At 66.1% G+C, this 23,201-nt stretch carries 23 protein-coding genes; 15 read left to right on the top strand and 8 right to left on the bottom strand.

The window, feature by feature from the left end; all coding sequences use genetic code 11:
- Positions 1-205: 205 nt before the first annotated feature.
- Positions 206-1,003: an enoyl-CoA hydratase/isomerase family protein gene (locus IT549_RS13845; protein ID WP_292974164.1), complete on the top strand. Its 798-nt coding sequence runs from the start codon at positions 206-208 to the stop codon at positions 1,001-1,003.
- Positions 1,004-1,244: 241 nt separating this feature from the next.
- On the opposite strand, the gene IT549_RS13840 is transcribed toward IT549_RS13845, so the two are convergent.
- The 8 genes from IT549_RS13840 to IT549_RS13805 all read right to left on the bottom strand — a co-directional run bounded on the left by IT549_RS13840 (position 1,245) and on the right by IT549_RS13805 (position 7,541).
- Positions 1,245-2,021, bottom strand: coding sequence for an enoyl-CoA hydratase (locus IT549_RS13840; RefSeq protein ID WP_292974163.1), 777 nt, complete (start codon positions 2,019-2,021; stop codon positions 1,245-1,247).
- The gene (locus tag IT549_RS13835; protein ID WP_292974162.1) at positions 2,018-2,806 is read right to left on the bottom strand and encodes an SDR family NAD(P)-dependent oxidoreductase; all 789 of its coding nucleotides are present in this window, start codon (positions 2,804-2,806) and stop codon (positions 2,018-2,020) included. Before IT549_RS13835 ends, IT549_RS13840 begins: the two co-directional genes overlap by 4 nt.
- Positions 2,807-2,880: 74 nt before the next feature.
- On the bottom strand, positions 2,881-3,483 hold the full coding sequence (locus IT549_RS13830; protein ID WP_292974161.1) for a 2-hydroxychromene-2-carboxylate isomerase: 603 nt from the start codon (positions 3,481-3,483) through the stop codon (positions 2,881-2,883).
- Positions 3,483-4,205 carry an SDR family NAD(P)-dependent oxidoreductase gene (locus IT549_RS13825; protein WP_292974160.1) on the bottom strand — a complete coding sequence of 241 codons (723 nt, stop codon included), beginning with the start codon at positions 4,203-4,205 and terminating at the stop codon, positions 3,483-3,485. The genes IT549_RS13830 and IT549_RS13825 overlap by 1 nt, the downstream gene beginning before the upstream one ends.
- Positions 4,202-4,648, bottom strand: a complete 447-nt coding sequence (locus IT549_RS13820) for a hotdog fold thioesterase (RefSeq protein WP_292974159.1) — start codon at positions 4,646-4,648, stop codon at positions 4,202-4,204. The genes IT549_RS13825 and IT549_RS13820 overlap by 4 nt, the downstream gene beginning before the upstream one ends.
- 73 nt (positions 4,649-4,721) lie before the next feature.
- On the bottom strand, positions 4,722-6,254 hold the full coding sequence (locus IT549_RS13815; RefSeq protein WP_292974158.1) for an NAD(P)/FAD-dependent oxidoreductase: 1,533 nt from the start codon (positions 6,252-6,254) through the stop codon (positions 4,722-4,724).
- 115 nt (positions 6,255-6,369) lie between these two features.
- A complete protein-coding gene (locus IT549_RS13810) occupies positions 6,370-6,957 on the bottom strand; it encodes a DUF2585 domain-containing protein (RefSeq protein ID WP_292974157.1) in 588 nt (195 codons plus the stop codon).
- On the bottom strand, positions 6,954-7,541 hold the full coding sequence (locus IT549_RS13805) for a GNAT family N-acetyltransferase (protein WP_292974156.1): 588 nt from the start codon (positions 7,539-7,541) through the stop codon (positions 6,954-6,956). Before IT549_RS13805 ends, IT549_RS13810 begins: the two co-directional genes overlap by 4 nt.
- On the opposite strand from IT549_RS13805, the gene crtI reads away from it, so the two are divergent.
- From crtI to IT549_RS13735, 14 genes are all read left to right on the top strand, one after another.
- The gene (gene crtI / locus IT549_RS13800; protein WP_365777206.1) at positions 7,540-9,084 is read left to right on the top strand and encodes a phytoene desaturase family protein; all 1,545 of its coding nucleotides are present in this window, start codon (positions 7,540-7,542) and stop codon (positions 9,082-9,084) included. The genes IT549_RS13805 and crtI overlap by 2 nt on opposite strands.
- Complete coding sequence (locus IT549_RS13795) at positions 9,081-9,662, top strand: TIGR00730 family Rossman fold protein (protein WP_292974155.1); 582 nt, start codon at positions 9,081-9,083, stop codon at positions 9,660-9,662. The genes crtI and IT549_RS13795 overlap by 4 nt, the downstream gene beginning before the upstream one ends.
- 187 nt (positions 9,663-9,849) lie before the next feature.
- A complete protein-coding gene (locus IT549_RS13790) occupies positions 9,850-12,498 on the top strand; it encodes a TonB-dependent receptor (RefSeq protein WP_292974154.1) in 2,649 nt (882 codons plus the stop codon).
- Between the two features lie 99 nt (positions 12,499-12,597).
- A complete protein-coding gene (gene ggt / locus IT549_RS13785) occupies positions 12,598-14,334 on the top strand; it encodes a gamma-glutamyltransferase (protein ID WP_292974153.1) in 1,737 nt (578 codons plus the stop codon).
- Complete coding sequence (locus tag IT549_RS13780) at positions 14,334-14,867, top strand: GNAT family N-acetyltransferase (protein WP_292974152.1); 534 nt, start codon at positions 14,334-14,336, stop codon at positions 14,865-14,867. The genes ggt and IT549_RS13780 overlap by 1 nt, the downstream gene beginning before the upstream one ends.
- A 9-nt stretch (positions 14,868-14,876) precedes the next feature.
- Positions 14,877-15,770: a prephenate dehydratase gene (locus IT549_RS13775; RefSeq protein ID WP_292974151.1), complete on the top strand. Its 894-nt coding sequence runs from the start codon at positions 14,877-14,879 to the stop codon at positions 15,768-15,770.
- A gap of 60 nt (positions 15,771-15,830) precedes the next feature.
- Entirely contained in the window at positions 15,831-16,493 is a 663-nt protein-coding gene (locus IT549_RS13770) for a hypothetical protein (protein WP_292974150.1), read from the top strand.
- Positions 16,490-17,905: a DUF4350 domain-containing protein gene (locus IT549_RS13765; RefSeq protein ID WP_292974149.1), complete on the top strand. Its 1,416-nt coding sequence runs from the start codon at positions 16,490-16,492 to the stop codon at positions 17,903-17,905. The genes IT549_RS13770 and IT549_RS13765 overlap by 4 nt, the downstream gene beginning before the upstream one ends.
- Positions 17,902-18,873, top strand: coding sequence for a MoxR family ATPase (locus IT549_RS13760; protein ID WP_292974148.1), 972 nt, complete (start codon positions 17,902-17,904; stop codon positions 18,871-18,873). The genes IT549_RS13765 and IT549_RS13760 overlap by 4 nt, the downstream gene beginning before the upstream one ends.
- A 5-nt stretch (positions 18,874-18,878) precedes the next feature.
- Entirely contained in the window at positions 18,879-20,207 is a 1,329-nt protein-coding gene (locus IT549_RS13755) for a DUF58 domain-containing protein (protein WP_292974147.1), read from the top strand.
- A gap of 13 nt (positions 20,208-20,220) precedes the next feature.
- Complete coding sequence (locus tag IT549_RS13750; RefSeq protein WP_292974146.1) at positions 20,221-21,270, top strand: stage II sporulation protein M; 1,050 nt, start codon at positions 20,221-20,223, stop codon at positions 21,268-21,270.
- On the top strand, positions 21,267-22,202 hold the full coding sequence (locus IT549_RS13745) for an RDD family protein (RefSeq protein ID WP_292974145.1): 936 nt from the start codon (positions 21,267-21,269) through the stop codon (positions 22,200-22,202). The genes IT549_RS13750 and IT549_RS13745 overlap by 4 nt, the downstream gene beginning before the upstream one ends.
- Positions 22,195-22,668, top strand: coding sequence for a GNAT family N-acetyltransferase (locus IT549_RS13740; RefSeq protein WP_292974144.1), 474 nt, complete (start codon positions 22,195-22,197; stop codon positions 22,666-22,668). Before IT549_RS13745 ends, IT549_RS13740 begins: the two co-directional genes overlap by 8 nt.
- On the top strand, positions 22,665-23,186 hold the full coding sequence (locus tag IT549_RS13735) for a GNAT family N-acetyltransferase (protein ID WP_292974143.1): 522 nt from the start codon (positions 22,665-22,667) through the stop codon (positions 23,184-23,186). Before IT549_RS13740 ends, IT549_RS13735 begins: the two co-directional genes overlap by 4 nt.
- The last annotated feature ends 15 nt before the right edge of the window (positions 23,187-23,201 follow it).

Genomic DNA, 23,201 nt, shown 5'->3' with positions numbered 1-23,201 from the left:
CCCCCGCCGAGATCGCCGGCCAACGTGTCTGGGGGCATGCCCCCAGACACGTTGCCATCCCATCAAACAACCATCATGAAAGAGCCAGACTCTCCCTCTGAATGGTAACAATCAGGGGAGCACGTCAAGCTACACCCGCCCGGGGGATGGATCCTTGCCACGGGCGCGCTTGGCGGTCAACACGAGTCCGCAAGGAGAGGGCAGGATGAGCGAACAGCCGATTACGATTGAAGCGCGCGGGGGCATCGAGGTGGTGAGCCTCAACCGGCCTGACCGGCTGAACACCATGAACGAGCCGCTGATCGCCGCACTGCTCGACTATTTCACCGGCCTGCGCGATCGGCAGAGCGTACGGGTGGTGGTGCTGCGCGCCGAGGGGCGGGCGTTTTGCGCCGGGCTTGACCTGACCGGGTGGGCACCCGATCCCGATGCCGGCCCGATCCGCCAGAGCTGGCGCACCCAGCGGATGATCGCGGCGGTGATGCAGGCGATGCGCAAGTGCCCGCAGCCGGTTATCGTGGCAGCCCAGGGGCCGGCCTGCGGTGGCGGTTTCTCGCTGCTGCTGGCCAGCGACGTGCGCTATGGCGCGCCGGACCTTCGGATGAACGCCGCCTATATCAAGATCGGCCTGGGCGGCTGCGACATGGGCGCGAGCTATTTCCTGCCGCGGCTGGTCGGATCGTCGGTGGCCAGCGAGTACCTGCTGACCGGCAAGTTCATGAGCGCCGAAAAGGCCCTGGCCTGCGGTCTGATCAGCGAGATCGTTCCGCATGACGCCCTGCTGGACAAGGCGCTGGCGCTGGCTGAGGAAATGCTGCTGACCAGCCCGATGGGGCTCAGGCTGACCAAGGATGCGCTCAACCTCAACATCGATGCGGCAAGCATGGAGCACGCCTTTGCACTGGAAGACCGGCAGCAGGTGATGCTGGGCCAGGCCGGCGATTTCGCCGAGGCCAAGGCTGCCTTCTTCGAAAAGCGCCCGCCGAATTGGCAGGATCGCTAGTGGCGGCTTTGGCTGCTCGGTCTGAATAGTTCGCGCAGAGAGCGCAGAGAAGAAAGCGGAGACGCAGAGATGTTGTGCTCGCGGCGCAGCCGCTTTCTATCTCAAGGGTTCGGCCAAACGGAAGATCAAGATCAGGCGCGCCTGCGGCGCGTTGCGCTTCTCCTCTGCGCCTCCCCTTTCTTCTCCGCGGCCTCTGCGTGAACCCTAAAGTCCCTGCCCTGCAGCAAAAGTTACAGTCCAATCAGCCAGTCTGGGTCCGCCCGCGTTCCATCACCGCGCGGCGGCGGTCCTCGACCTCGCCGCCCGAGACCTGCGCATTGCGCGCCGAGCTGACCCGGTGTTCGGTTTCCAGCGCGGCACCGAAGGTCTGGGCATAGCCCTCGTCGATCAGCGCCTTGTAGGCCTGGAGCATGGCCGGATCGATTCCGGCCATGTCATGCGCCAGTGCCGTGGCGGCAGTAAGCAGTTCGTCCGCCGGCACCACCCGGTTGACCAGCCCCCACTGGCAGGCGGTCTGCGCATCGAGGAAGTTGCCGGTGAACGACAGCTCCTTGGCACGGCTGATCCCGATCATCCGGCTGAGCTTCTGACTGAGCCCCCAGCCGGGCAGAATCCCGACCCGGGCATGGGTATCGGCAAAGCGCGCGTTCTCGCTGGCAATCAGCACGTCGCAGGCGAGTGCGACCTCGAACCCACCGGTGATCGCGACGCCGTTGATCGCGCCCACCACCGGCTTGCGGCACTGCTCGATCGCCTTGACCGGATTGGTCGCCGGTTCTTCGGCATTGGCGGCGCCCAGGCCCTGCTGGCCCAGTTCCTTGAGATCGAGCCCGGCGGTAAAGGCGCGGGTGCCCGCACCGGTCAGCACCACTGCGCAGATGCCATCATCCTGATCGAGCGCGACCATGGCCTGCGCCAGTTCGGCGCGCAGCGCGCCCGACAGCGCGTTCATCGCCTCGGGCCGGTTGAGCGTGACGACCGCCACAGCTCCGTCGCGTTCGACCGTGACCAGGCTCACATCCGCACCCGTGCGCTCTGGCCATCGTCGATCCGGATCGTTGCGCCGGTCACGCATTCGCTGGCCGGGGCGACGAGGTAGAGCAGCGTCGAATCCATCTGTTCGGGCACCGGCACGCGCTTCCTCGGCAGGTGCTGGGCGGGGTTGCCGCCCATCCGTTCGAACATCCCGTCGGTCATTTCGGAGACGAACATGCCCGGTGCGATCGCATTGACGTTGATCCCGTAATGCGCCCATTCGACCGACAGCGCCTCGGTCATCCGGGCGATCGCGGTCTTGGTCACCGCATAGAGCGCGGCGCCGCCGCCATCGTAGCGGAAATGCGCGACCGAGCTGATGTTGACGATCCGCCCCGGCTTACCCGCCGCGATCAGCCGCCGGGCAACCTCGCAGGCGAGGATCCACGGGCCGCGCAGGTTGACGCCCAGCACCTGGTCGATCAGCTCCACACTCATCTTGTGGGCGCGCTGGGCATCGGGCATCCCGGCATTGTTGACCAGAATGTCGATCGTGCCGAAGGCCTCCTCGCCCTTGGTCACCGCGGCCATCAGGCTGTCAGCCTGGGTGGCGTCCATCTGCACCGCCAGGGCGCGGCCGCCGTTCGAGCGGATCTTCTCGGCCAAAGCCTCAAGCCGGTCGAGCCGCCGCGCGGCGAGCACTACCGCAGCGCCCTGGCCAGCCAGCACTTCGGCAAAGCGCGCACCCAGCCCCGATGAGGCACCGGTGACCAGCGCGACCCGGCCGGTGAGTTCGCTGGAATTGTAAGGCAGGGGATAGTCGCTCATAGTCCAAACTCCGTTGGCGCGGCAAATTCAATCGCGCGATTAAATCGCACGATGCCTTGCCGATCGCGGGTTGTCTAGACGCTGGCGGCCTCGACCACGTCGCGCAGGCGGTCCTTGCCGAACCACATTTCATCACCCAGGAAGAAGGTTGGGATGCCGAAGACGCCGCGCTTAACGGCGGCCTCGGTATTGGCGACCAGCGCGGCCTTGACCTCATCGCGCGTGACCGCTGCCGACAATTCCTGCCAGGGCAATTTGTTGATCTCCAGCACACCTGCCCAAACCGCAGGGTCGGCCATGTTGAAGCCGTCTTCCCACATCGCGATCATCATCGTCTCGATATAGTCGGCCGCGCAGCCCAGCTGTTCTGCCGCCACCGCGCCGCGCATCATCAGCAAGGTGTTGACCGGGAAATTCGGATTCATCCGGAAGCGGTCAATGCCGTGCCGGTCCATGAACCGCCGCATTTCCAGGAAATCATAATCGCGCTTGGCTGCAATGTGGCCATAGGTCTGCATCGGGCTCTGGTTGCCGATGGCCTTGAAGATCCCGCCCAGCAGCACCGGGACATAGCGGAACGCAACCCTTCCCCCGGCCACGATCGCCGGCAGGGCGCGGTGGACGAAATAGGCGTTGGGGCTGCCGAAATCGTACAGAAACTCGATCTCGCGGGTCATCACCAGGTCTCCCCATAGGGCCGGATCACCTGCTCGAAAGTCCAGGCGCTTTTCGGCTGGTTGTAGAGCGTCCAATAGGCTTCGGCCACCGCTTCGGGCGGCATCAGCAGGTCGGGCTGCGCGGCCAGGGCCTCGGCCCCGATCCGTTCGGTCACGCGCTGGCGGACCCATGCGGTATCGACCCCGGCATCGATCACCAGGTGGGCAACATGGATCCCCTGCGGCCACAGTTCGCGCGCGGCGCTTTCGGCGGTCAGCCGCAGCCCGGCCTTGGCGGCGGCAAAGGCGGCATAGCCCGGATTGCCGCGCAGGCCCGCCGTGGCGCCGGTCACGAACACCTTGCCCGCGCCGCGCGGCAGCATCAGCCGGGCCGCTTCGCGCAAGGTGGTGAAGCCGGCAAAGCAGGCCATTTCCCAGACCTTGCGAAACACCCGGTCGGTGGTTTCCAGCAGCGGGAACTGGACATTGGCGCCGACGTTGAACACCACCAAGGCCAGCGGAGCGATAGCCTCAGCCTCGGCCAGGAAGGCAGCCACATCCTCGCTCTCACGCGCATCAAGGCTGCGCCCGGTGACATTGCCGCCCAGCAGGGGCGCCAGCTTGTCGCCATTCCGGCGCCCGGCGTGGACATGGAACCCTTCAGCAGCGAACTTGCGGACGATCGCTGCCCCGATAAAGTCGCCCGCGCCCAAGACGGCGACCGACTGGCTGGGGGCGGTCACTTGCGATCCAGCGTAATGACAGCGGCGGTCATGCGTGAAAGGCAGACCAGCTTGCCAGCCTCGTCTTCGATCCTGATCGTCCAGACCTGCGTAGTGCGACCAAGCGACTCGGGCCGCGCGGTGGCATAGACCCAGCCCGAATAGGCCGGACGAATGTGGTTGGCGTTGATCTCCATGCCGACCGCGGCAAATCTCTCCCGGTCAACGCAATAGCTGGCTGCGACCGAGGCGATCGTCTCGGCCAGGGCCACCGAGGCCCCGCCGTGTAGCCGCTTGAACGGCTGCTGGGTGCGATGATCGACCGGCATCCGCGCACGGATCCAGTCATCGCCGCAGTCGACGAATTCGATGCCGAGATGCCCCGGCAGGGCGCCTTCGCCCAGCCCGGTCATCGGTGCCAAAGGCGGGCGCGTGCCGCCCCACCAGATTGATGCGTTGCTCATTGCAACGCACTTAACGGCAAAACGGCGACGCTGGCAATCCAGCGCCGCCGCCTTGATCGCACTGGAATTTCTGTCAGGCCGGCTCGGCCACCTTCTTGCCGGCGCGCACGCCGTCATAGAGGAATTCGCTGCCCTCCAGATCGGTGTTGGGGATCTCGTCGCGTTCGGCCCAATAGTCCTGGTTGTGGCGCCATTCGGGCTTGTCGCCGCGCTTGGGCATCTTCTTGAGCCCCCGCATCAGGTAACCGGGGTTGAAGTTCTCGCTTTCGATCCAGTCGGACAGCGCCATGCCCTGATCTTCATCGCGCAGCGCAACCTCGACCCGCTTGGCGTGCTTCTTGTCCATGTGGTTGAGCAGGTTGCAGACGAAATCACCCAGCATGTCGACCCGCAGTGTCCAGCTGGCGCGGAAATAGCCCATCACCCAGACCATGTTAGGCACGCCGGTGAACATCATCCCGCGGTAGTTCACAGTGTCGTGCCAATCGACTTCCTGGCCATCGACATAGAACGGGATGCCGCCCATCATCAGCAGGTTGAAGCCGGTCGCGGCGACAATGATGTCGGCCTCGATCTCGGTCCCGCCCTTGGTCCGCACACCCTTTTCGGTGAAGGTTTCCAGCTCGTCCGTAACCGCCGAGACCTTGCCTTCGACCACACCCCTGAAGATGTCCCCTTCGGGGCAGAAGGCCAGCCGCTGCTGCCAGGGGCGATACTTCGGGGTGAAGTGCGGTTCGAAGGGGAAGTCCTCCTTGCCGGTGAAGGCGCGGACCAGCATCTTGAGCTCTTCGAACACGGTGTCGGGTTCTTCGATGCAGCGCTTGGTCATGACGTCCTGATCATGCATGATCTGGGCGCGGACCACGCGGTGGATGGTCGGCTCGTCAATCCCGCCGGCGCGCAGCTTGTCGGCCAGCTCGTTGCGGTTTTCCGAGCAGTAGAAATAGGTCGGCGAACGCTGCAGCATGGTCACATGCGCGGCCTTTTCGGCAAAGGCCGGGATCACCGTCGCGGCGGTGGCGCCCGATCCGATAACCAGGATCCGCTTGCCGGTGTAGTCGATCTTGGGATCCCACAGCTGGGCGTGGATGAACTGGCCCTTGTACTGGTCCATCCCCGGCCAGTCGGGAGTGTAGGGCTTTTCATGATCGTAATAGCCCTGGCACATCCACAGGAAGTTGGCGGTGAAGGTTACGCTGGCACCGTCGCTCTTGCGGGTGGCTTCGACCGTCCAGAGGTTGGCCGCGCTGTCCCACGCGGCCCTGGTGATGGTGTGGCCATAGCGGATGTGCGGAGCGATTCCGTTCTCGTCGATCACCTCGCCCATATAGTCGAGAATCGCCTGGGCCGAGGCAATCGGCGTGCCGACCCAGGGCTTGAAGCGGTAACCGAAGGTGTAGAGATCGCTGTCCGAACGCACGCCGGGATACTTGTGGGTTTCCCAGGTGCCGCCGAAAGTATCCATCCGCTCAAGCACCACGTAGCTCTTGCCCGGGCACTGTTCCTGCAGGTGATAGGCCGAGCCGATCCCCGAAATGCCTGCGCCGACGATCAGCACATCGACGTGGGTCGCATCATCCTTCGCTGCCACTGCTGCAGTTGCCATCCTCATCCTCCATTTTGCTGCCGGCGACAGAGCGCCATTGCGACGGGTTTCGACTCGCTACGCAATTCGAGCATTGACCGGGATCAAGGGCAAGCACGTTTTTAGGGTGAACGCCCTAGATTGCTCCCTGCCAGGTCCGCACCGCATCGAGCGGCCAGACCAGCATCAGCACGTTGAGCGTCAGGTTGTCGCGGATCATGAACAGGGTGAACAGTTCGAACACGATGGCCATGGCCAAGCTGGCCTTCCACGGCAGCCGGCTGGCGATCCAGAAACCGAGCGCCATGAAGCCCAGGTCGGACAAGGAATTGAGCACGCTGTCGCCGCTGTAACCGAAGCTCACTGTCACCGCGCGGTAGCGATCGATGATCAGCGGCGAGTTTTCAAGCAACTCCCAGAAACCCTCGAACGCCACCGCGATCGGCAAGGCCCAGATTGCCGGCTTGCCGCCCAGCAATTTCCACCTGCGCCACAGCAGGTGCGCGAAGAAATAGAACAGCAGCCCATGGATCACGTGACTGAAGCTGTACCAGTCGGCGATGTGCTGGCTGTTCTCGCTCGACTGGACCACCCCGTGCCACAGCTTGATCGTGCCGCATTCGCAGATCGGCACCCGGCCCATGCCGAGCAGGATCCCAGCGATCGCGGCGGCCATCGCCAGGGACAGGATCACACCCCGGCGATCGGGTAGCAGGCTGGTCATTGCGGTTCCTCCCCGGGCGGTGTCGTGTCGCCCTCGCCCAGCGGGCGTTGCATGTAGGTGGTGTCGAGCCAGCGCCCCTGCTTGCGGCCGATGCCGCGCATGGTTCCGGCATGGCTGAAACCCAGCGCGGCATGCAGCGCGATGCTGGCGGGTTCAGCTCCGCCGATCACCGCGATCATCTGGCGAAAGCCATAGGCTTCGCAGGCGCCGAGCAATGCGCCGAGCAGCGCCTTGCCCAGCCCCTGGCCGCGGCAATCGTGGCGGATGTAGATCGAATCCTCGCAGGCATAGCGATAGGCCGCGCGGTCGCGGAACTGGCTGGCATAGGCATAGCCCAGCATCCTCCCCGCAGCGTCGCGCGCCACCAGCCAGGGCCAGCCGGGCTTCAGCACCTTGGTCATGCGCGCGGCCATTTCGGCGGGATCGGGCGGCACGGTTTCATAGCTGGCAGTGCCATGCAGCACATGATGGGCATAGATTTCCGCCACTTCGGCGGCATCGGCAAGGCTGGCCGGGGTGATCGAGACCATGCGCGCACCCTGCCGCATCGCGCGCGCTTCGCCAAGGGGCGTTGCATGATCCATGCACCGGCGTAAAACCCGCCCGGCAATGGTCAGACTAGGCAAGAACCCGGAACACGACCCGACCCGCCGCAGCACCTGCGTGATCGGGGCCGGGCTGGGCGGGCTGGCGCTGGCGATCCGGCTGCAGGCAGGAGGCGTGGCGACCACGCTAGTCGAGGCGCGAGGCGAGCCCGGCGGCTGCCTGCGGCGCTGGCGGCGCGACGGCTTCACTTTCGAGGAAGGCCCCTCGCTGCTGGCCGACCCGGCCCCGCTGCGCGAATTGTGGAGCCTGACCGGCGAGGATCTGGGCGATGCCGTGACCTTTGCCGAAGTCACCCCGGCCTGCCGCTATAGCTGGACGGATGGCGCGCAGTTCGATGCCGGCAGCGGCGAGGCTGAGCTGGCGCGCCAGCTGGCCCGGCTGGCCCCCGGCGACATTGCCGGGTTCGAGGAATTCGCCCGCTGGGCCGCCGCGGCCAGGATCGATGGCTGGCAGCGCCTGGGCGAAAGCGCACTGCACAGCCCCGCCGCCGCCGCCCGGGCCTTGCCGGCGCTGGTCCGCAGCCAGGGCTGGCGCAGCGCCTGGGGCCTCACAGGCCACTACGTCAAGGAACGCCATCTGCGCGAAGCGCTGGCCTTTCCGGTGCTGCAGGCTGGCGGCAATCCGCTTGCCACCAGCGCGTTGCACCTGCTGGGCCAGCCGCTGGCCAGCGGCACCGGCGGCTGGTGGCCGCGCGGCGGAATGGTTGCGCTGGCCGAAGCCATGGCCGCACGGTTTGAGCAGCTGGGCGGAACCCTGCGCCTGCACGATCCGGTGGTCCGGCTTCACGCGGTTGGCAACCGGATCGCCGAGGTTGAGACGCAGAGCGGCTGGCGCGCGCATTTCGATGCCGTGGCCAGCAATGCCGATGCCATGCACACTTACCGCGATCTGCTGCGCGACCTGCCGCGCGGGGCCCAGCAGGCGCGACGGCTGGCCCGGCGCGACTATTCGCCATCAGCCTTCTCGGTCCATTTCGCGCTGGAAGGGACCTGGCCGGGGATCCCGCACCAGTCGGTGCTGTTCGGCCCGCGCTTTGGCGAGCTGATCGCCGACCTGTTCGATCACGGCGTGCTGCCGCAGGATTTCGTGCTGACCCTGCACCACCCCAGCCTGACCGACCCGGACCTGGCCCCGCAGGGCAAAAGCGTGTTCCGCGCGACGATCCCGGTGGCGCACCTGGGCAAGCTGCCGATCGACTGGGAAACCGTCGCCCCGCTGATCGAGCAGCGCATTCTTGACGAGATCGGGCGCCGCCTGATCCCCGATATCCGCGACCGGGTGATCACCAGCTTCGTCACCACCCCGCGCGATCTGGCGCTGGAGCTCAACTATCACATGGGTTCGGCCTGGAGCCTGGCGGCCAGCGCGCTGCAATCGGGCCCGCTGCGGCTGGCCCACCGCGATCGGAAGCTGGCCAACCTGTACCTGGTCGGCGCCGCGACCCATCCCGGCGCGGGGCTTGCGGCAGTGCTGGCCGGTGCTAAGGCGGCAAGCCTGCAGCTGCTGGAGGAGCTTTCGTGAAACGCCTTGCCGTCTATTGTGGGTCCGCCACCCCCGCCGATCCGCGCTATATGGAACTGGCGAGCGAGATCGGCAGCAGCCTTGCCAGGCGCGGGATCGGAGTGGTCTATGGCGGCGGGCGGCTGGGGCTGATGGGCGCGGTGGCGCGCGGCGCGCTCGATGCCGGGGGCGAAGTGATCGGGGTGATCCCCGAAGCGCTGGTTTCCAGCGAGGTTGCCAACCACGATTGCAGCGAACTGATCGTGGTGAAGGACATGCATGAGCGCAAGGCCGCCTTCACCCGCCTGTCCGACGGGTTCCTGACGATCCCCGGCGGGGTCGGGACGATGGACGAGCTGTGGGAAGCGGTCAGCTGGGCCCAGCTGGGCTATCACGCCAAGCCGGTGGGCCTGCTCAACGCCTTCGGGTTCTATGACCACCTGATCGCCTTCAACCATCACATGGCCGCGGTCGGCTTTATCCGCCCTGCCCATCAGGGCATTATCATCGCCGAGCCCGAACTCGATCTGCTGCTGACCCGGATGGCCGCGCACGAACCGCACACCCCGATCTTCGCGATGAAATCCAGCGACCTTTGAATGTGAAATCAGCGCAATGATCTAGTGCGCCAAAGCCACACATCCGCAAGAATCGGAAAGCAAACCTGAACGTCAGATTGACAAGCCCGCCTGCGGCAATAGCCCTGCCGCACCGCGATGGGTCTTGGGGATGATCGCGGATAAACACAATACGGAGAATTCTATGCGAATTAACGCAAGCCGTAGCATGAAGAAGGTCGCTCTGGCCGCTTCGGCAGCCAGCCTGGCGATCCTTTTCGCCGATCCGGCACTGGCACAGGATGCGCAGGGATCGGACGAAGAAGCCTCGGCCCCTGAAGGCATCGTGGTCATCGGCACCCGCCGTGCCGACCGCACCGTAACCGACAGCGCTTCGCCGGTTGACGTGATCGGCACCGAGGATCTGGCCACCCAGTCGGCCTCGAACATGCTCGACACCGTCAAGAACGTCGTGCCCTCGTTCTTCGTCGGTCAGAACACCATTTCCGACGCTTCGACCTTCGTGCGTGCGCCCTCGCTGCGCGGGCTGCCGGGTGACGAAGTGCTCGTCATGCTCAACGGCAAGCGCTTCAACCGTTCGGCGCTGGTCCAGGTCTATGTCGGCGGCGATACCGCGCTGTCGTTCGGTTCGCACGGCTCCGACATTTCGGTGATCCCGTCGATCGCGATCAAGAACCTGCAGATCCTGCGCGACGGCGCGACCGCCCAGTACGGGTCGGACGCCATCGGCGGCGTGCTCAACTACGGCCTGCGCGACGATGCCGGGCTCGAACTCCAGGCCCGCTATGGCCAGACCTATCGCGGCGACGGCAAGAGCTATCAGCTGGCCGCCAATGCCGGCGTGAAGCTGGGTGATCGCGGCTTCATCAACGTGTCGGGTGAATACTTCGACGATGGCCAGACCAGCCGCGGCGCAACCCGCCCGGTTGCCGTGGTCTTCGCCACCACCAATGCCGCCAACCCGACCCTGGTCAACCAGCTGCCCAACTATCCGGGGCCGGTGCAGATCTGGGGTTCCTCGCCCGTCAAGGGCTGGAAGGCAGTCCTCAACGCCGGGTTTGACATCACCGACAACACCCAGCTCTACATGATCGGCAACTTTGCCCATTCGAAGGGCGACCAGAGCTTCAACTATCGCTCGCCGATCACCGCCAACAACCTGTCGGTCAATGACGGTTCGGGCCTCTCGACCCGTTCGCCGGGCCGCAACTCGGCCTTCGCGCACCCGATCTACCTGACCGCGTGCACGGGTGCCGGCGCAACCGCCTGCCCGGTCGGTGCCAACAATTTCGTCATGTCGAACCTGGCCAACACCCAGCAGACCTACAACTTCTCGACGATGTATCCGGCCGGTTTCACGCCGCGCTTCGTCGGCAAGGTCGATCAGGCCTATGGCGTTGTCGGGATCAAGAACAAGGGCGGCAAGCTGACCTGGGACCTCGCGGCCTCGCTCAGCAAGTCGCAGCTTGACCTGTCGATGTACAGCTCGCTGAGCCCGTCCTACGGTCCTTCGACGCAGACCTCGTTCGAATTCGGCAAGCTGATCCAGACCGAATTCGACGCCTACCTCGACATGACCTACGAACTCGACGCCGGGCTTGCCAGCCCGCTGACCCTCTCGTGGGGCGCGGAATACCGCAAGGAAGGCTATGAGCAGACCGCGGGTGACCCGCAGTCGTACGGCGCTGGCCCCTATGCCACGCAGAACCTCTATGTCGAAACCGCGCCGGGCGTCTGGAGCTTCAACTCGACTGTCGGCATGCCGACCGGTGCCAGCGGCTACGGCGGCACCAGCACCACCTTTGCCGGCAAGTTCAACCAGTCGAGCTATGGTGCCTATGTCGGCCTTGAAGGCGATCTGAGCGAAGCCCTGACCTTCGGCCTCGCCGGGCGCTGGGAACACTATGACAGCTTCGGCGACACCGTGGTCGGCAAGGCCAACTTCATCGCCCACATCAACGATGCCGTTGCTGTTCGCGGTACGGTTGGCACGGGCTTCCACGCACCGTCGCCGGGCCAGAACAACGTCTCGATCCTGACCACCAACTTCATTGGCGGCAACCAGGTCCAGACGGGTACCTATCCGGTGACCAGTTCGATCGCCCAGTACTATGGCGGCGCTCCGCTCAAGCCGGCCAAGGCCACCAACTTCGGTCTGGGGATCGTGATCACCCCCAGCCCGGCGTTCAACCTGGCAATCGACGGCTATTCGGTGCGCGTGCGTGACCGGATCGGCATCTCGCGCAACTTCACCGTCACTGCGGCCGATATCGCCGCGCTGCCGGCGCTGATCGCGGTCGGTGATGGCGGGGTGGTGAACTACTTCACCAATGCCTTCGACACCACCACCGACGGTGTTGACGTTGTGGCCACCTACAAGACCGAAGCGTTCGGCGGCAAGCTGAACCTGACCATGGCCTACAACTACAACATGAGCCGCGTGACCAAGTTCGACCCGGCGCTGATTGGCCCCGAACAGCGTGCGGATATCCGTCACCTGGCGCCCAACCACCGCATGAACCTCTCGGCCGCATGGCAGAGCGGGCCGTGGTCGGTGAACATTGCCGAACGCCTGTTCGGTTCGTGGGCGACCGAGAACGACTATCCGGGTCAGGTCTTTGGGGCCAAGCTGACGACCGATTTCGACATCAGCTATACCTTCAAGGATCACTACACGCTGACCCTGGGCGCGAACAACCTGTTCAACGCCTATCCGGACAAGATCGCGGCTTCGTCCGCCAACCCGATCTACCTGCTGACCAACAGCACGGCTGACGGGCAGATCTATCCGCGTTCGGGTGGTCCTTTCGGGATCAACGGCGGGTTCTGGTACGCTCGCCTCAAGATCAAGTATTGATCTGACGCTCCCCACGGGAGCGACGGTGAAGGGCGGGGCGGCTGCGGCTTCCCCGCCCTTTCCTTTTGTGCCAAGGCTGGTGCCAAAGGGAGGACGGGCATGCGGTTTCTGAAAGCAACGGTCTCGATCGCGGTTTCGCTGGCACTGGCCGGATCACAACTGGCCCAGGCGGCGGCACCGGCGCCGGTCGCGGCCGAAAACGGCATGGTGGTTTCAGCCCACCACCTGGCAACCAGGGCCGGGATCGACGTGCTGAAGCAGGGCGGCAATGCGGTCGATGCCGCAGTCGCGGTGGCCTATGCCCTGGCAGTGACTTTCCCTGAAGCCGGTAACATCGGCGGCGGCGGGTTCATGACGATCCGCATGGCCGATGGCCGCGTGTCGTTCATCGATTTCCGCGAAACCGCGCCGGGCAAGGCGACGGCGACCATGTACCAGGACAAGAACGGCAACGTGATCCCCGGGCTTTCCACTCGGGGACATCTGGCCGCCGGGATCCCGGGGACGGTTGCCGGGCTGGAACTGGCGCGGACCAAATTCGGCACCCGCGCCCGCGCCCCGCTGATGGCGGCGGCGATTGCCCTGGCCGCCAGGGGCTTTGTCCTCGATCAGGCCGATGCCGACATGCTGGCCGAAGGCGCCGTCGATTTCGCCAAGGACCCGGCCAGCGCGGCAATCTTCCTCAACCGCGGCAAGCCATGGAAGAAGGGTGAGCGCTGGATCCAGGCTGATCTTGGCCGCACGCTGGCGGCTATCGCGGCGGGCGGCAATGCGGCGTTCTACAACGGGCCGATCGCAGCCAAAATCGCCGCTTCGAACCAGCGCCACGGCGGGATCATGACCGCCGCCGATTTCGCCGCCTACAAGGCGGTGGAACGCAAGCCGATCGAATGCGACTATCGCGGCTTCCACGTGATCAGCGCCCCGCCGCCCAGCTCGGGCGGGGTGGTGCTGTGCCAGACGCTCAACGTGCTCGAAGGCTATCCGATGGGGCAGCTTGGCTTCCATTCGGCGCAGGGGGTGCATTACACCGTTGAAGCGCTGCGCCGGGCCTATCGCGACCGCAACATGGAACTGGGCGACCCTGATTTCGTCAAGGCCGATATCGCCCGCTTTACCAGCAAGGCCTATGCCGAAAAGCTGCGCGCCGGCATTTCACCCGACAAGGCTACCCCGTCGTCCAGCCTGCCCGGCCCCGGCGCGGGTCAGGAAGGCAAGAGCACCACCCATTTCTCGGTGGTCGACAAGGCCGGCAATGCGGTCTCGCTGACCTACACGATCAACGACTGGTTCGGTGCGCGGGTGACCGCCGATGGCACCGGGATCATCCTCAACAACGAGATGGATGATTTCTCGGCCAAGCCCGGCTTTCCCAACATGTACGGCCTGGTTGAAGGCACCAACAACGCGATCGCCCCGGGCAAGCGGCCGCTCAGCTCGATGACCCCGACGATCGTCACCAGGGACGGCAAGCTGTCGATGGTGCTGGGCACGCCGGGCGGCAGCCATATCCCCACCGGGGTGCTGCAGGTGATGGTCAATGTGATCGATTATGACATGACCCTGACCGAGGCGGTTGATGCGCCGCGGATCCACGCGCAGTGGCTGCCCGATGTGATCTATTACGAAAAGAACTCGCTCAGTGCCGATACCATGGCCGCGCTGCAGGCCAAGGGCCACAAGCTGGAGCAGATGGATTACTGGAACCAGATCGCCGCGATCCTGGTCGGCGGGCCGTCGCTGACGATCAAGCCCAACCCCGCAACAGGTAACACGTCGCGGTATTTCGGAGCGATCGACCCACGGCTGGCGGTGGGCAACGCGGCGGGATACTGATGGCCTTCACGCACCGGCTGGCGAGCGAAGCGGATCTGCCCGCGCTCAAGGCGCTGATGACCCGCGCGATCGAGAGCCTGCAGAGCGAATTCCTCAGCCCGGCACAGATCCGGGCCAGCCACGGCACCATGGGGCTCGACAGCCAGCTGATCGCCGACCGGACCTATTTCGTCATCGAAGAGGGCGGGGTTCCGGCCGGCTGCGGCGGCTGGTCGTGGCGGGCAACACTGTTTGGCGGCGATGCCAGCGTGATTGCCCGCGAACCGCGCGCGCTCGATCCAGGGGCCGAGCCGGCCAAGATCCGCGCAATGTACACCGAACCGGCCTTTGCCCGGCGCGGGGTTGGCCGGCGGGTGATGGAACTGTGCGAACAGGCCGCGCGGGAAGCCGGGTTCCAGCGGGTCGAGCTGATGGCAACGCTTGCCGGCGCGGCGCTCTATCGCACATGCGGCTACCGCGTGGTCGAGGAACTGGACAGCCCGCCGGTTGACGGCGTGACCGTGCCGTTGCTGCGGATGGAAAAAGCGCTATAGCGCGCCGCGATGCACAGCTATCCCGCCCCCGCGCTCGCCCTGGTCGAGGAAATGGTCGCCAAGGCCGCCACGGATCCGGCGCGTGCGGTTTCGTTTCAAGGGGCGCCGGGCTGCAACGGGCATCGCGCCGCGCTGGAATACGATCCTGAGTGCCTGCCGCTGCCCTGCTTCAGTTTCGAGGACGCGCTGGAAGCGGTGAAAGACGGGCGCGCCGCGCGGGCGATCATCCCGATCGAGAATTCGCAGCATGGCCGCGTTGCCGATATCCATTTCCTGCTGCCCGAAAGCGGCCTGTCGATCGTTGGCGAACACTTCCTGGCGATCCACCACGCGCTGATGGCGCTGTCGGACGGACCGTTCACCGCGGCCTATTCGCATCCGCAAGCGCTGGGCCAGTCGCGCTTTTACCTGCGGGAACGCGGGATCGTGCCGATGGCCTATGCCGATACCGCCGGTGCAGCCGCATTGGTGGCCGAAATGGGCGATCCCCAGGCCTGCGCCATCGCCCCGCGGATCGCAGCCGCGCTCTATGGCCTGAAGATCGTGGCCGAAAACGTCGAGGACGCGGCCGACAACACCACCCGTTTCGTGGTCCTGTCACGCCAGCCGCTTGACCCGGCCGGTCTGACGGATCGCACGACGATGACCACCTTCGTCTTTGAAGTGAAAAACGTCCCGGCCGCGCTCTACAAGGCGATGGGCGGTTTTGCGACCAACGGGGTCAACATGACCAAGCTGGAAAGCTATCAGAAGGGCGCCAGCTTTGCCGCGACGACCTTTTACGCTGACATTGTCGGCGCTCCGGGCGATCCGGCGGTCGATCGGGCACTGGAAGAACTGGCGTTCCATTGCAAGGAACTGAGAATGCTGGGAACCTATCCGCAGGAACGTGCGCGCGGTTAACCCTCTTTTCTTGGCGACTACTTCTTGCCGCGCGCGGTGCGGCATGCCACCAAGGCATCCGTGAGCACCAGTGAACCTGCGATCAAGGGGGCCGAAGCGGCACAGAACGCTGCCGAGGCGTGGCAGAAGGTCCACGCCGACCCGTCGATCCAGTACACCCCGCTTGATATCACCGCCAAGCCGCCCGAAGTGCCGGGCTGGCTGCAGGCGCTGGGCAAATTTCTGCGCAGCCTGTTCGAACCGGTCGGGCGGGCATTGGGGGTATCCTGGCCGGTCCTGCAATGGATCCTGCTGGGGCTGGTGGTGCTGTTCATCCTCTACGCCGCCTGGCGCTTTGCCGAGCCTTTGCGGCTGGGCTGGAAGCGCAAGGACAAGGCCCTGGCCGAGCCGGAGTGGCGCCCCGATCAGGCCGAAGCGCTGGCCTTGCTGGAAGATGCCGACCGGCTGGCCGGTGAGGGCCGGTTCGACGAGGCGACCCACCTGCTGCTGCGCCGCTCGGTCCAGCAGATCCAGGCCGCGCGGCCCGATTGGGTCAAACGTGCCAGCACCGCACGCGAGATCGCCGGGATCGCCGCCTTGCCCGATACCGCGCGCAGCACCTTCACACTGATTGCCGAGCGGGTTGAACGCAGCCTGTTCGCGCTGCGCAGCCTTGATGCGGCCGACTGGCAGGCGGCCCGCGCTGCCTATGCCGAATTCGCGCTGGAACGGCTGCCGGCATGAGCACGCGCCGCTCCGGCCCGTTCAGCCCGCGCACGGCCCTGGCTCTGGTGCTGCTGGGAGCATTGGCCTTTGTCGCGCTGCTGTGGACGATCGGTTCGGGCATGGCCGATCCCGACCCGCAGCCTTCGGGCGGCCATGTCGGCGGCAAGGGGCTGCACGGCTATGCCGCGCTGGCCGGCTATCTCAAGGCGCGCGGGTTCGAGGTCGGCCGGGTCCAGTCGCGGCCCGGCTTGAAGCAGGAAGGGCTGCTGGTACTGACCCCGACCCATGATGCCAAGATCGAAGAGATCGCGGAAGTTGTCGAGCAGCACCGCTTCGTCGGACCGACGATCCTGATCATGCCCAAGTGGCTGGCCCTGCCCATCCCCAGATCGCTCAACCCCAAGGCCAAACCGGGCTTTGTCATGCTGGCCGAACCGCGCATACCGGAGTGGAAGGGTTTCCACGACGAGATCGGGGTGGAACTTGAGGCGCAGCGCAACGAGCCGCGGGCGCAGGAATGGTTCGGCTTTGGCACCAATGCCCGGATGGCCGATCCCGGAAACGTGGTTTCCGCACGTGGCGGGCAGTTTGTCCCGCTGGTCGAAACCGGCACCAGCGCCCGGCTGCTGGCCGGTTACCTGGCCGACGGCGGTGACTATCCCGGATTGCGCAGGGCGGCCCTGACCGCAGAGCCTGAGCCGGAACAGACCGGGCTGGAAGGCTATCCCGATGCCGATGTGCCGATAACCGAGGACGAGAGCGAGGACATTCGCCAGGACGGGCCGCCAGCGGTAGTGGTCGGCCCCGGCCAAACCGGCGACTATGCGGAAGCCTATCCGCTGGTGCTGGTCTTCGATGCCGACCTGCTCAACAACTATGGCATGGCCCGGCAGGCCAATGCGCTGATGGCCGAGCGGCTGTTCAACGCCGCGCTGGACGGCGATGACAAGAAGGTGGTCTTCGATCTGACGCTGGCCGGCTATGGCCGCTCGCAAAGCCTGCTGCAGCTGGCCTTTACCCCGCCGTTCCTGGCAGCGACGCTGTGCCTGCTGCTGGCTGCGGCGGTGGCGCTGTGGCGGGCCTATTTCCGCTTTGGCCCGGCCCTGATCGCGCGGCGCAGCCTGGCCTTCGGCAAGCGCGCGCTGGTCGGCAATGCCGCCGGGCTGCTGCGCCGGGCCAAGCGGCTGCACCTGGTTGGCGCGCCCTATGCCGATGCCGCGCGTGACCGGCTGGTCAAGGCGCTGGCGCTGCCCCAGCGGCTGGATGCCGAAGCCGCCGAGCGCGCGATCGACCGGGCGCTGGCTGCGCGCGATCCCGCCGCCACCCTCTTTTCCACCGCCGCTGCGAACCTGCGCAGCGCCAAGGGCCCGCGCGACATGCTGCGCGCGGCCCAAGTGCTCCATTCGCTTGAAAGGACCCTGACGCGATGACTGACGCAACGATGACCCTGGCCGAGGTCGGCAACCTTGCCGCGCGGATCCGGGGCCAGGTGGCCAAGGGAGTGGTCGGGCAGACCGGCACGGTCGATGCCTTGCTGATCGCCCTGCTGGCGCAAGGCCACGTCCTGCTGGAAGGGCCGCCCGGCACCGCCAAGACCTTTTTGGCGCAATGCTTCGCGGCCAGCCTCGGGCTCGATTTCGGACGGATCCAGTTCACGCCCGATCTGATGCCGGGCGATATCCTGGGATCGAACCTGTTCAACTTCCAGACCAACCAGTTCACGCTGACCCGCGGCCCGATTTTCTGCGACCTGCTGCTGGCCGACGAGATCAACCGCACCCCGCCCAAGACCCAGGCCGCCCTGCTGGAGGCGATGCAGGAACGCCGGGTGACGCTGGACGGCACCGCGCACCCGCTGTCCGCCAGCTTTCTGGTGGTGGCCACCCAGAACCCGATCGAAAGCCAGGGGGTCTATCCCCTGCCCGAAGCCCAGCTTGACCGGTTCCTGTTCAAGCTGCTGGTGCCCTATCCCAGCGCGGCCGAGGAAGCGAAGATCGTCGCCACCTTTGGTGAGCGCGCCGGCCCCTCCCGCCCGGCCGACCTGGGGATCGAAGCGGTCGCCGATGCCGCCACGCTGGCCGCTGCGGCAAGAGCGGTAAAGGGCATCACCCTGGCCGAAAGCGTGATCGACTATGTCGTCCGGCTGGTCCGCGCCACCCGCGAGAGCGCGGACCTGGCCAGCGGGGCCAGCCCACGCGCGGCAGTGCTGCTGGCCAATGCCGCCCGCGCCCGGGCCGCAATCGAGGCGCGCGACTATGTCCTGCCGGACGACGTCAAGGCCCTGGCCGCGCCGGTGCTGCGCCACCGGCTGCTGCTGTCACCCGCCGCCGAAATCGAAGGCAAGCAGGTGGAGGCACTGGTCGCCGAACTGGTCGAAAGCACCGAGGCGCCGCGCTAGGTCCGATGTCAGCTCGCGCCACCTTCGTCCCTACGCCCCGCGCCGCGCTGCTGGTGGCAGCCGCAGCGCCGGTGGCCTTGCTGCTGGCGGTGTTCGTGCCCGGCAGCTGGGCCGCTGCGCCCGCGCTGGGCACGGCGGTGCTGGCACTGGTGGTGATCGACGCGCTGCTGGCCGGCCGGGCCGAAGATGTCCGGCTGACGATCATTCCCGATGTCGAAGTGGGCGAAGAAGGCTGGTTGCAGCTGTTCGCGCGCTTTTCCGGGGGGCTGCGCAGCCAGGTCCATTGCGCGATCGCCAGCGATGAACGGCTGCTGGCGGGCGGGCGCAGCGAAGCCGCGCTGTTCCGGCTGGAGGACGGCGCCTGGCAGGTCGCGATCGGCTATCGCCCGACCCGGCGCGGGACCGGCGAGATCGAAGAGCTGTGGCTGCGCTGGGCCGGGCCGCTGGGGCTTGGCGCGCGTCAGATTCGCAAGCCGGTTGAGCAGGACGTCAGGGTCTGGCCCAATCTGGCCCCGGTGCGCAGCCCGGCCTTGCAGACCTTCCTCAAGGATTCGCAATTCGGCCTGATCGCGCGGCGGATGCGCGGCGAAGGCACGATGTTCGAGGCGCTGGCCGAATTCCAGCCGGGGATGGACAAGCGCCGGATCGACTGGAAGTCGAGCGCGCGCCACGCCCACCTCTATGCCAAGGAGTATGAGGCCGAGCGCAACAACCAGATCGTCTTCGCGTTCGATTGCGGCCAGGCGATGTGCGAACCGGTTGATGGCCTGCCACGGATCGACCGGGCAGTCACCGCCGCGCTGACCACCAGCTATGTCGCGCTGAAGGGCGGCGACCGGGTGGCGCTGTTCGGCTTTGCCGCGCGGCCCGAACTGTTCACCCCCTTCGTCACCGACGCGCGCGACTTCCGCCGGCTGCAACAGGCCGCCGCCGGGCTGGACTATCACGCGCAGGAACCCAACTTCACCCTGGCGCTGGCAACCTTGGCCGGACGGCTGCAACGCCGCAGCCTGATCGTGGTCTTTTCCGATTTCACCGATCCGACCAGCGCCCAGCTGATGATCGAAAGCATCGGCCGACTGGCCGCGCGCCATCTGGTGCTGTTCGTCACCATGCACGACGAGGAGCTGGAACATATGGCCCAGGACGATCCGCAGGACCTGCAGCGGCTGGCCATGGCGGTTTCGGCCGACGCCCTGCTGCGCCAGCGCGCGCTGGTGCTGTCGCAATTGCGCCAGCTGGGGGTCGATGTGATCGAGGCGCCCTATGGCCGGATCGGCACGCGCCTGATCGATGCCTACCTGGCAATCAAGCGCAAGGGCGCGATCGGATGAGGAGCGCGGACTGATGGCACTCTTTTCCCTTACCAAAGGCCAGGAAGCCCAGGCCGCGATCGAAGCGGCGGCGCTGCGCAGCGACCGGTTCCGGCAGGACCGCGAAGGCGACTGGAAGCGGCTGGAAGCGATCGTCACGCGGATGGAGAAGGGCCGCCTGCGCCGGATCGCGGATGAGGACGTGCTGGCCCTGCCGGTGCTCTACCGCACGGTCGCGTCAAGCCTGTCGGTCGCGCGCGAAACCTCGCTCGATGCGGCGACGCTCGCCTATCTTGAAAGCCTGGTCCAGCGCGCCTGGTTCCTGGTCTATGGCCCGCGCACCACGCTGTGGTCATGGCTGGGGCGGTTCTTTGGCGGCGAGTGGGGCCGCGCGGTCCGCTCGATCTGGCGCGAAATGGCGGTGGCCTTGCTGCTGATGATCGCCGGCACGGTGATCGGCTGGCAGCTCTGCCTGCACGATCCCGACTGGTACTATGCCCTGTTCCCCGCCGATGGCGATCCGCGCGTGCCGGGCGCCAGCGCCGCAGAGCTCAAAGAGGTGCTGTTCGGCAATCAGGGTCAGGAGGGTCTGTCGGTCTTTGCCGCCAGCCTGTTCAGTCACAACGCCGGGGTGGCGATCCTGTGCTTTGCGCTGGGCTTTGCCTTCGGGATCCCGCCGCTGCTGCTGCTGATCCAGAACACCACCCTGCTGGGCGCGATGCTGTGGCTCCACGATGACAAGGGCCTGCTGATCGACCTGATCGGCTGGCTTTCGATCCACGGCACCACCGAACTGTTCGCGATCCTGCTGTCGGGCGCGGCCGGGCTGCATGTCGGACGTTCGATGGCCTTTCCGGGCGATCGATCGGTGCTGGAAGCCGCCGCTGCGGCCGGACAGCGCGCCGCCGTGGTGATGGCCGGGGTGGTCTTCATGCTGGTCTGCGCCGGCATGCTCGAAGGGCTGGGCCGGCAATTGATCAATGACACCACCCAGCGGCTGGTGGTGGGCTACACGATCCTGGCCTTCTGGCTGGCCTATTTCTTCCTGTTCCGCCGGGTTCCGGCGACGAGCGACGCCGAATGAGCGAACACGCTGTCAAGAACCCTGGGCGGCCCAAACGATCGGACCGGCGGCGCACGCTGGTCACGCCCGAGGGCATTGCGCTGCCGCTGACGCTGGCCAGCCGGGGCACGCGGTTCGGCGCGCTGCTGATCGACCTGGCGATCATCCTGGCGGCGGTGATTCTGGTTACGGTCGTGCTGGCCTATTCGGGGATCGGCATGCTGCGCTCTGTCGGCGAGGATCTCGATAAGCTGCAGGGTTCGGCCCGGTACAGCCTGGAGTTCCTGATCATCCTCTACATCGCACTGATGTTCCTGTTCCGGCACGGCTATTTCCTGTATTTCGAACTGGGCCCGCGCGGGGCCACGCCGGGCAAGCGGATGACCGGGATCCGCGTGGCCGCACGCGATGGCGGGCGGCTGTCAACCGAGATGGTGCTGGCCCGCAATCTGCTGCGCGACGTTGAACTGACCCTGCCGCTCGCCGCCATGGCCGAAGTGGTGGGTGGCGGCGGAATCGTGGCCTGGGCGGCGCTGGCCTGGCTGGCGGTCTTTGCCCTGTTCCCGTTCCTTAACCACGACCGCCTGCGCGCCGGCGATCTGGTCGGCGGGACCTGGGTGGTCGAGGCCCCCAAGAGCAAGCTGGAAGCGGCGATGAGCACCGGGGCCGCAGCCACCACTGGCACCAGCCAGACCACCGGCGCGGCCTATCGTTTCGGCGAGGCCGAGCTGGCGATCTATGGCGAGTTCGAGCTGCAGACGCTGGAACGCGTGCTGCGCGAGAACCGGCCCGAGGCGCTGGTCGCGGTGCACGAGGCGATCTGCCGCAAGATCGGCTGGAACCCCGGCGCGGGCGACGAACGCGCATTCCTGGAGGCCTATTACACCCAGCTGCGCGGCCGGCTGGAAACCGGCATGCGGATGGGTCAGCGCAAGGCCGACAAGCATGCCTGATACGCTGTCCTACACGATCATCGAGGATGACCTGAGCGGCCCGGAAGTGACCGCGCTGCTGCAATTGCATCTCGATGAAATGCACGCCTGGTCCCCGCCCGAAAGCGTCCATGCCATGCCGGTCGAACGGCTGCGCGAAGGCGACGTGACGTTCTATTCAGCCTGGCACGAAGGCAGGCTGGCCGCCTGCGGGGCGATCAAGCAGCTTGATCCCGGCCATGGCGAGCTGAAATCGATGCGCGCCGATCCGGCCTATCGCGGCAAGGGCGCGGGCCAGGCGGTGCTTGACCGGTTGCTGACCGAAGCCCGCACGCGCGGCTATGCCCGGGTCAGTCTGGAAACCGGCGCCCCGCAAGACTTCGCGCCCGCCCACCGGCTGTACCTCGCCAACGGCTTCGTGGACTGCGGTCCTTTTGCCGACTATCAACCGGATCCCTTCAGCCGCTTCATGACCCTGGACCTATGACCGAACTTACCCTGCGCCCCGCAACCCCCGCCGATATCCCCGCGCTTTCGCGGCTGGCGATCGACAGCTTCAACGCCAAGTTTGCCGAACTCTATTCGGCACAGGACCTGGCGACGTTCCTGGCCGAGAGCCTTGAGGAAGGCCCGATCGCCGCCGAGATGGCGAACCCGGACCGGGTTTACCAGCTGGCCGAGGCCGATGGCGTCCTGGTGGGCTATTGCAAGATCAGCCTGACCTGCGGCTTTCCCCAGCATGCCCGCGGACACAGGGTGATGGAGCTGAAGCAGCTTTACGCCGCCGCCGGGGCCACCGGCATGGGCATCGGCAAGGCGCTGATGGACTGGGCGATGGCCCAGTTCGCCGCGCGCGGAGCAGACGAGGTGCAGCTGTCGGTCTATTCCGAGAACGAGGGCGCGCACCGGTTCTATCAGCGTTATGGCTTTGAAAAGGTCGCCGACATCACCTTCAAGGTCGGCGAACAGTACGATCCCGAATTCCTGTTCGCGCGGATGCTCTGAAATTTGATCCATTCG

Source organism: Novosphingobium sp., assembly GCF_020852455.1.
Taxonomy (GTDB): domain Bacteria; phylum Pseudomonadota; class Alphaproteobacteria; order Sphingomonadales; family Sphingomonadaceae; genus Novosphingobium.
This window is presented reverse-complemented; position numbering and strand designations above follow the sequence as displayed.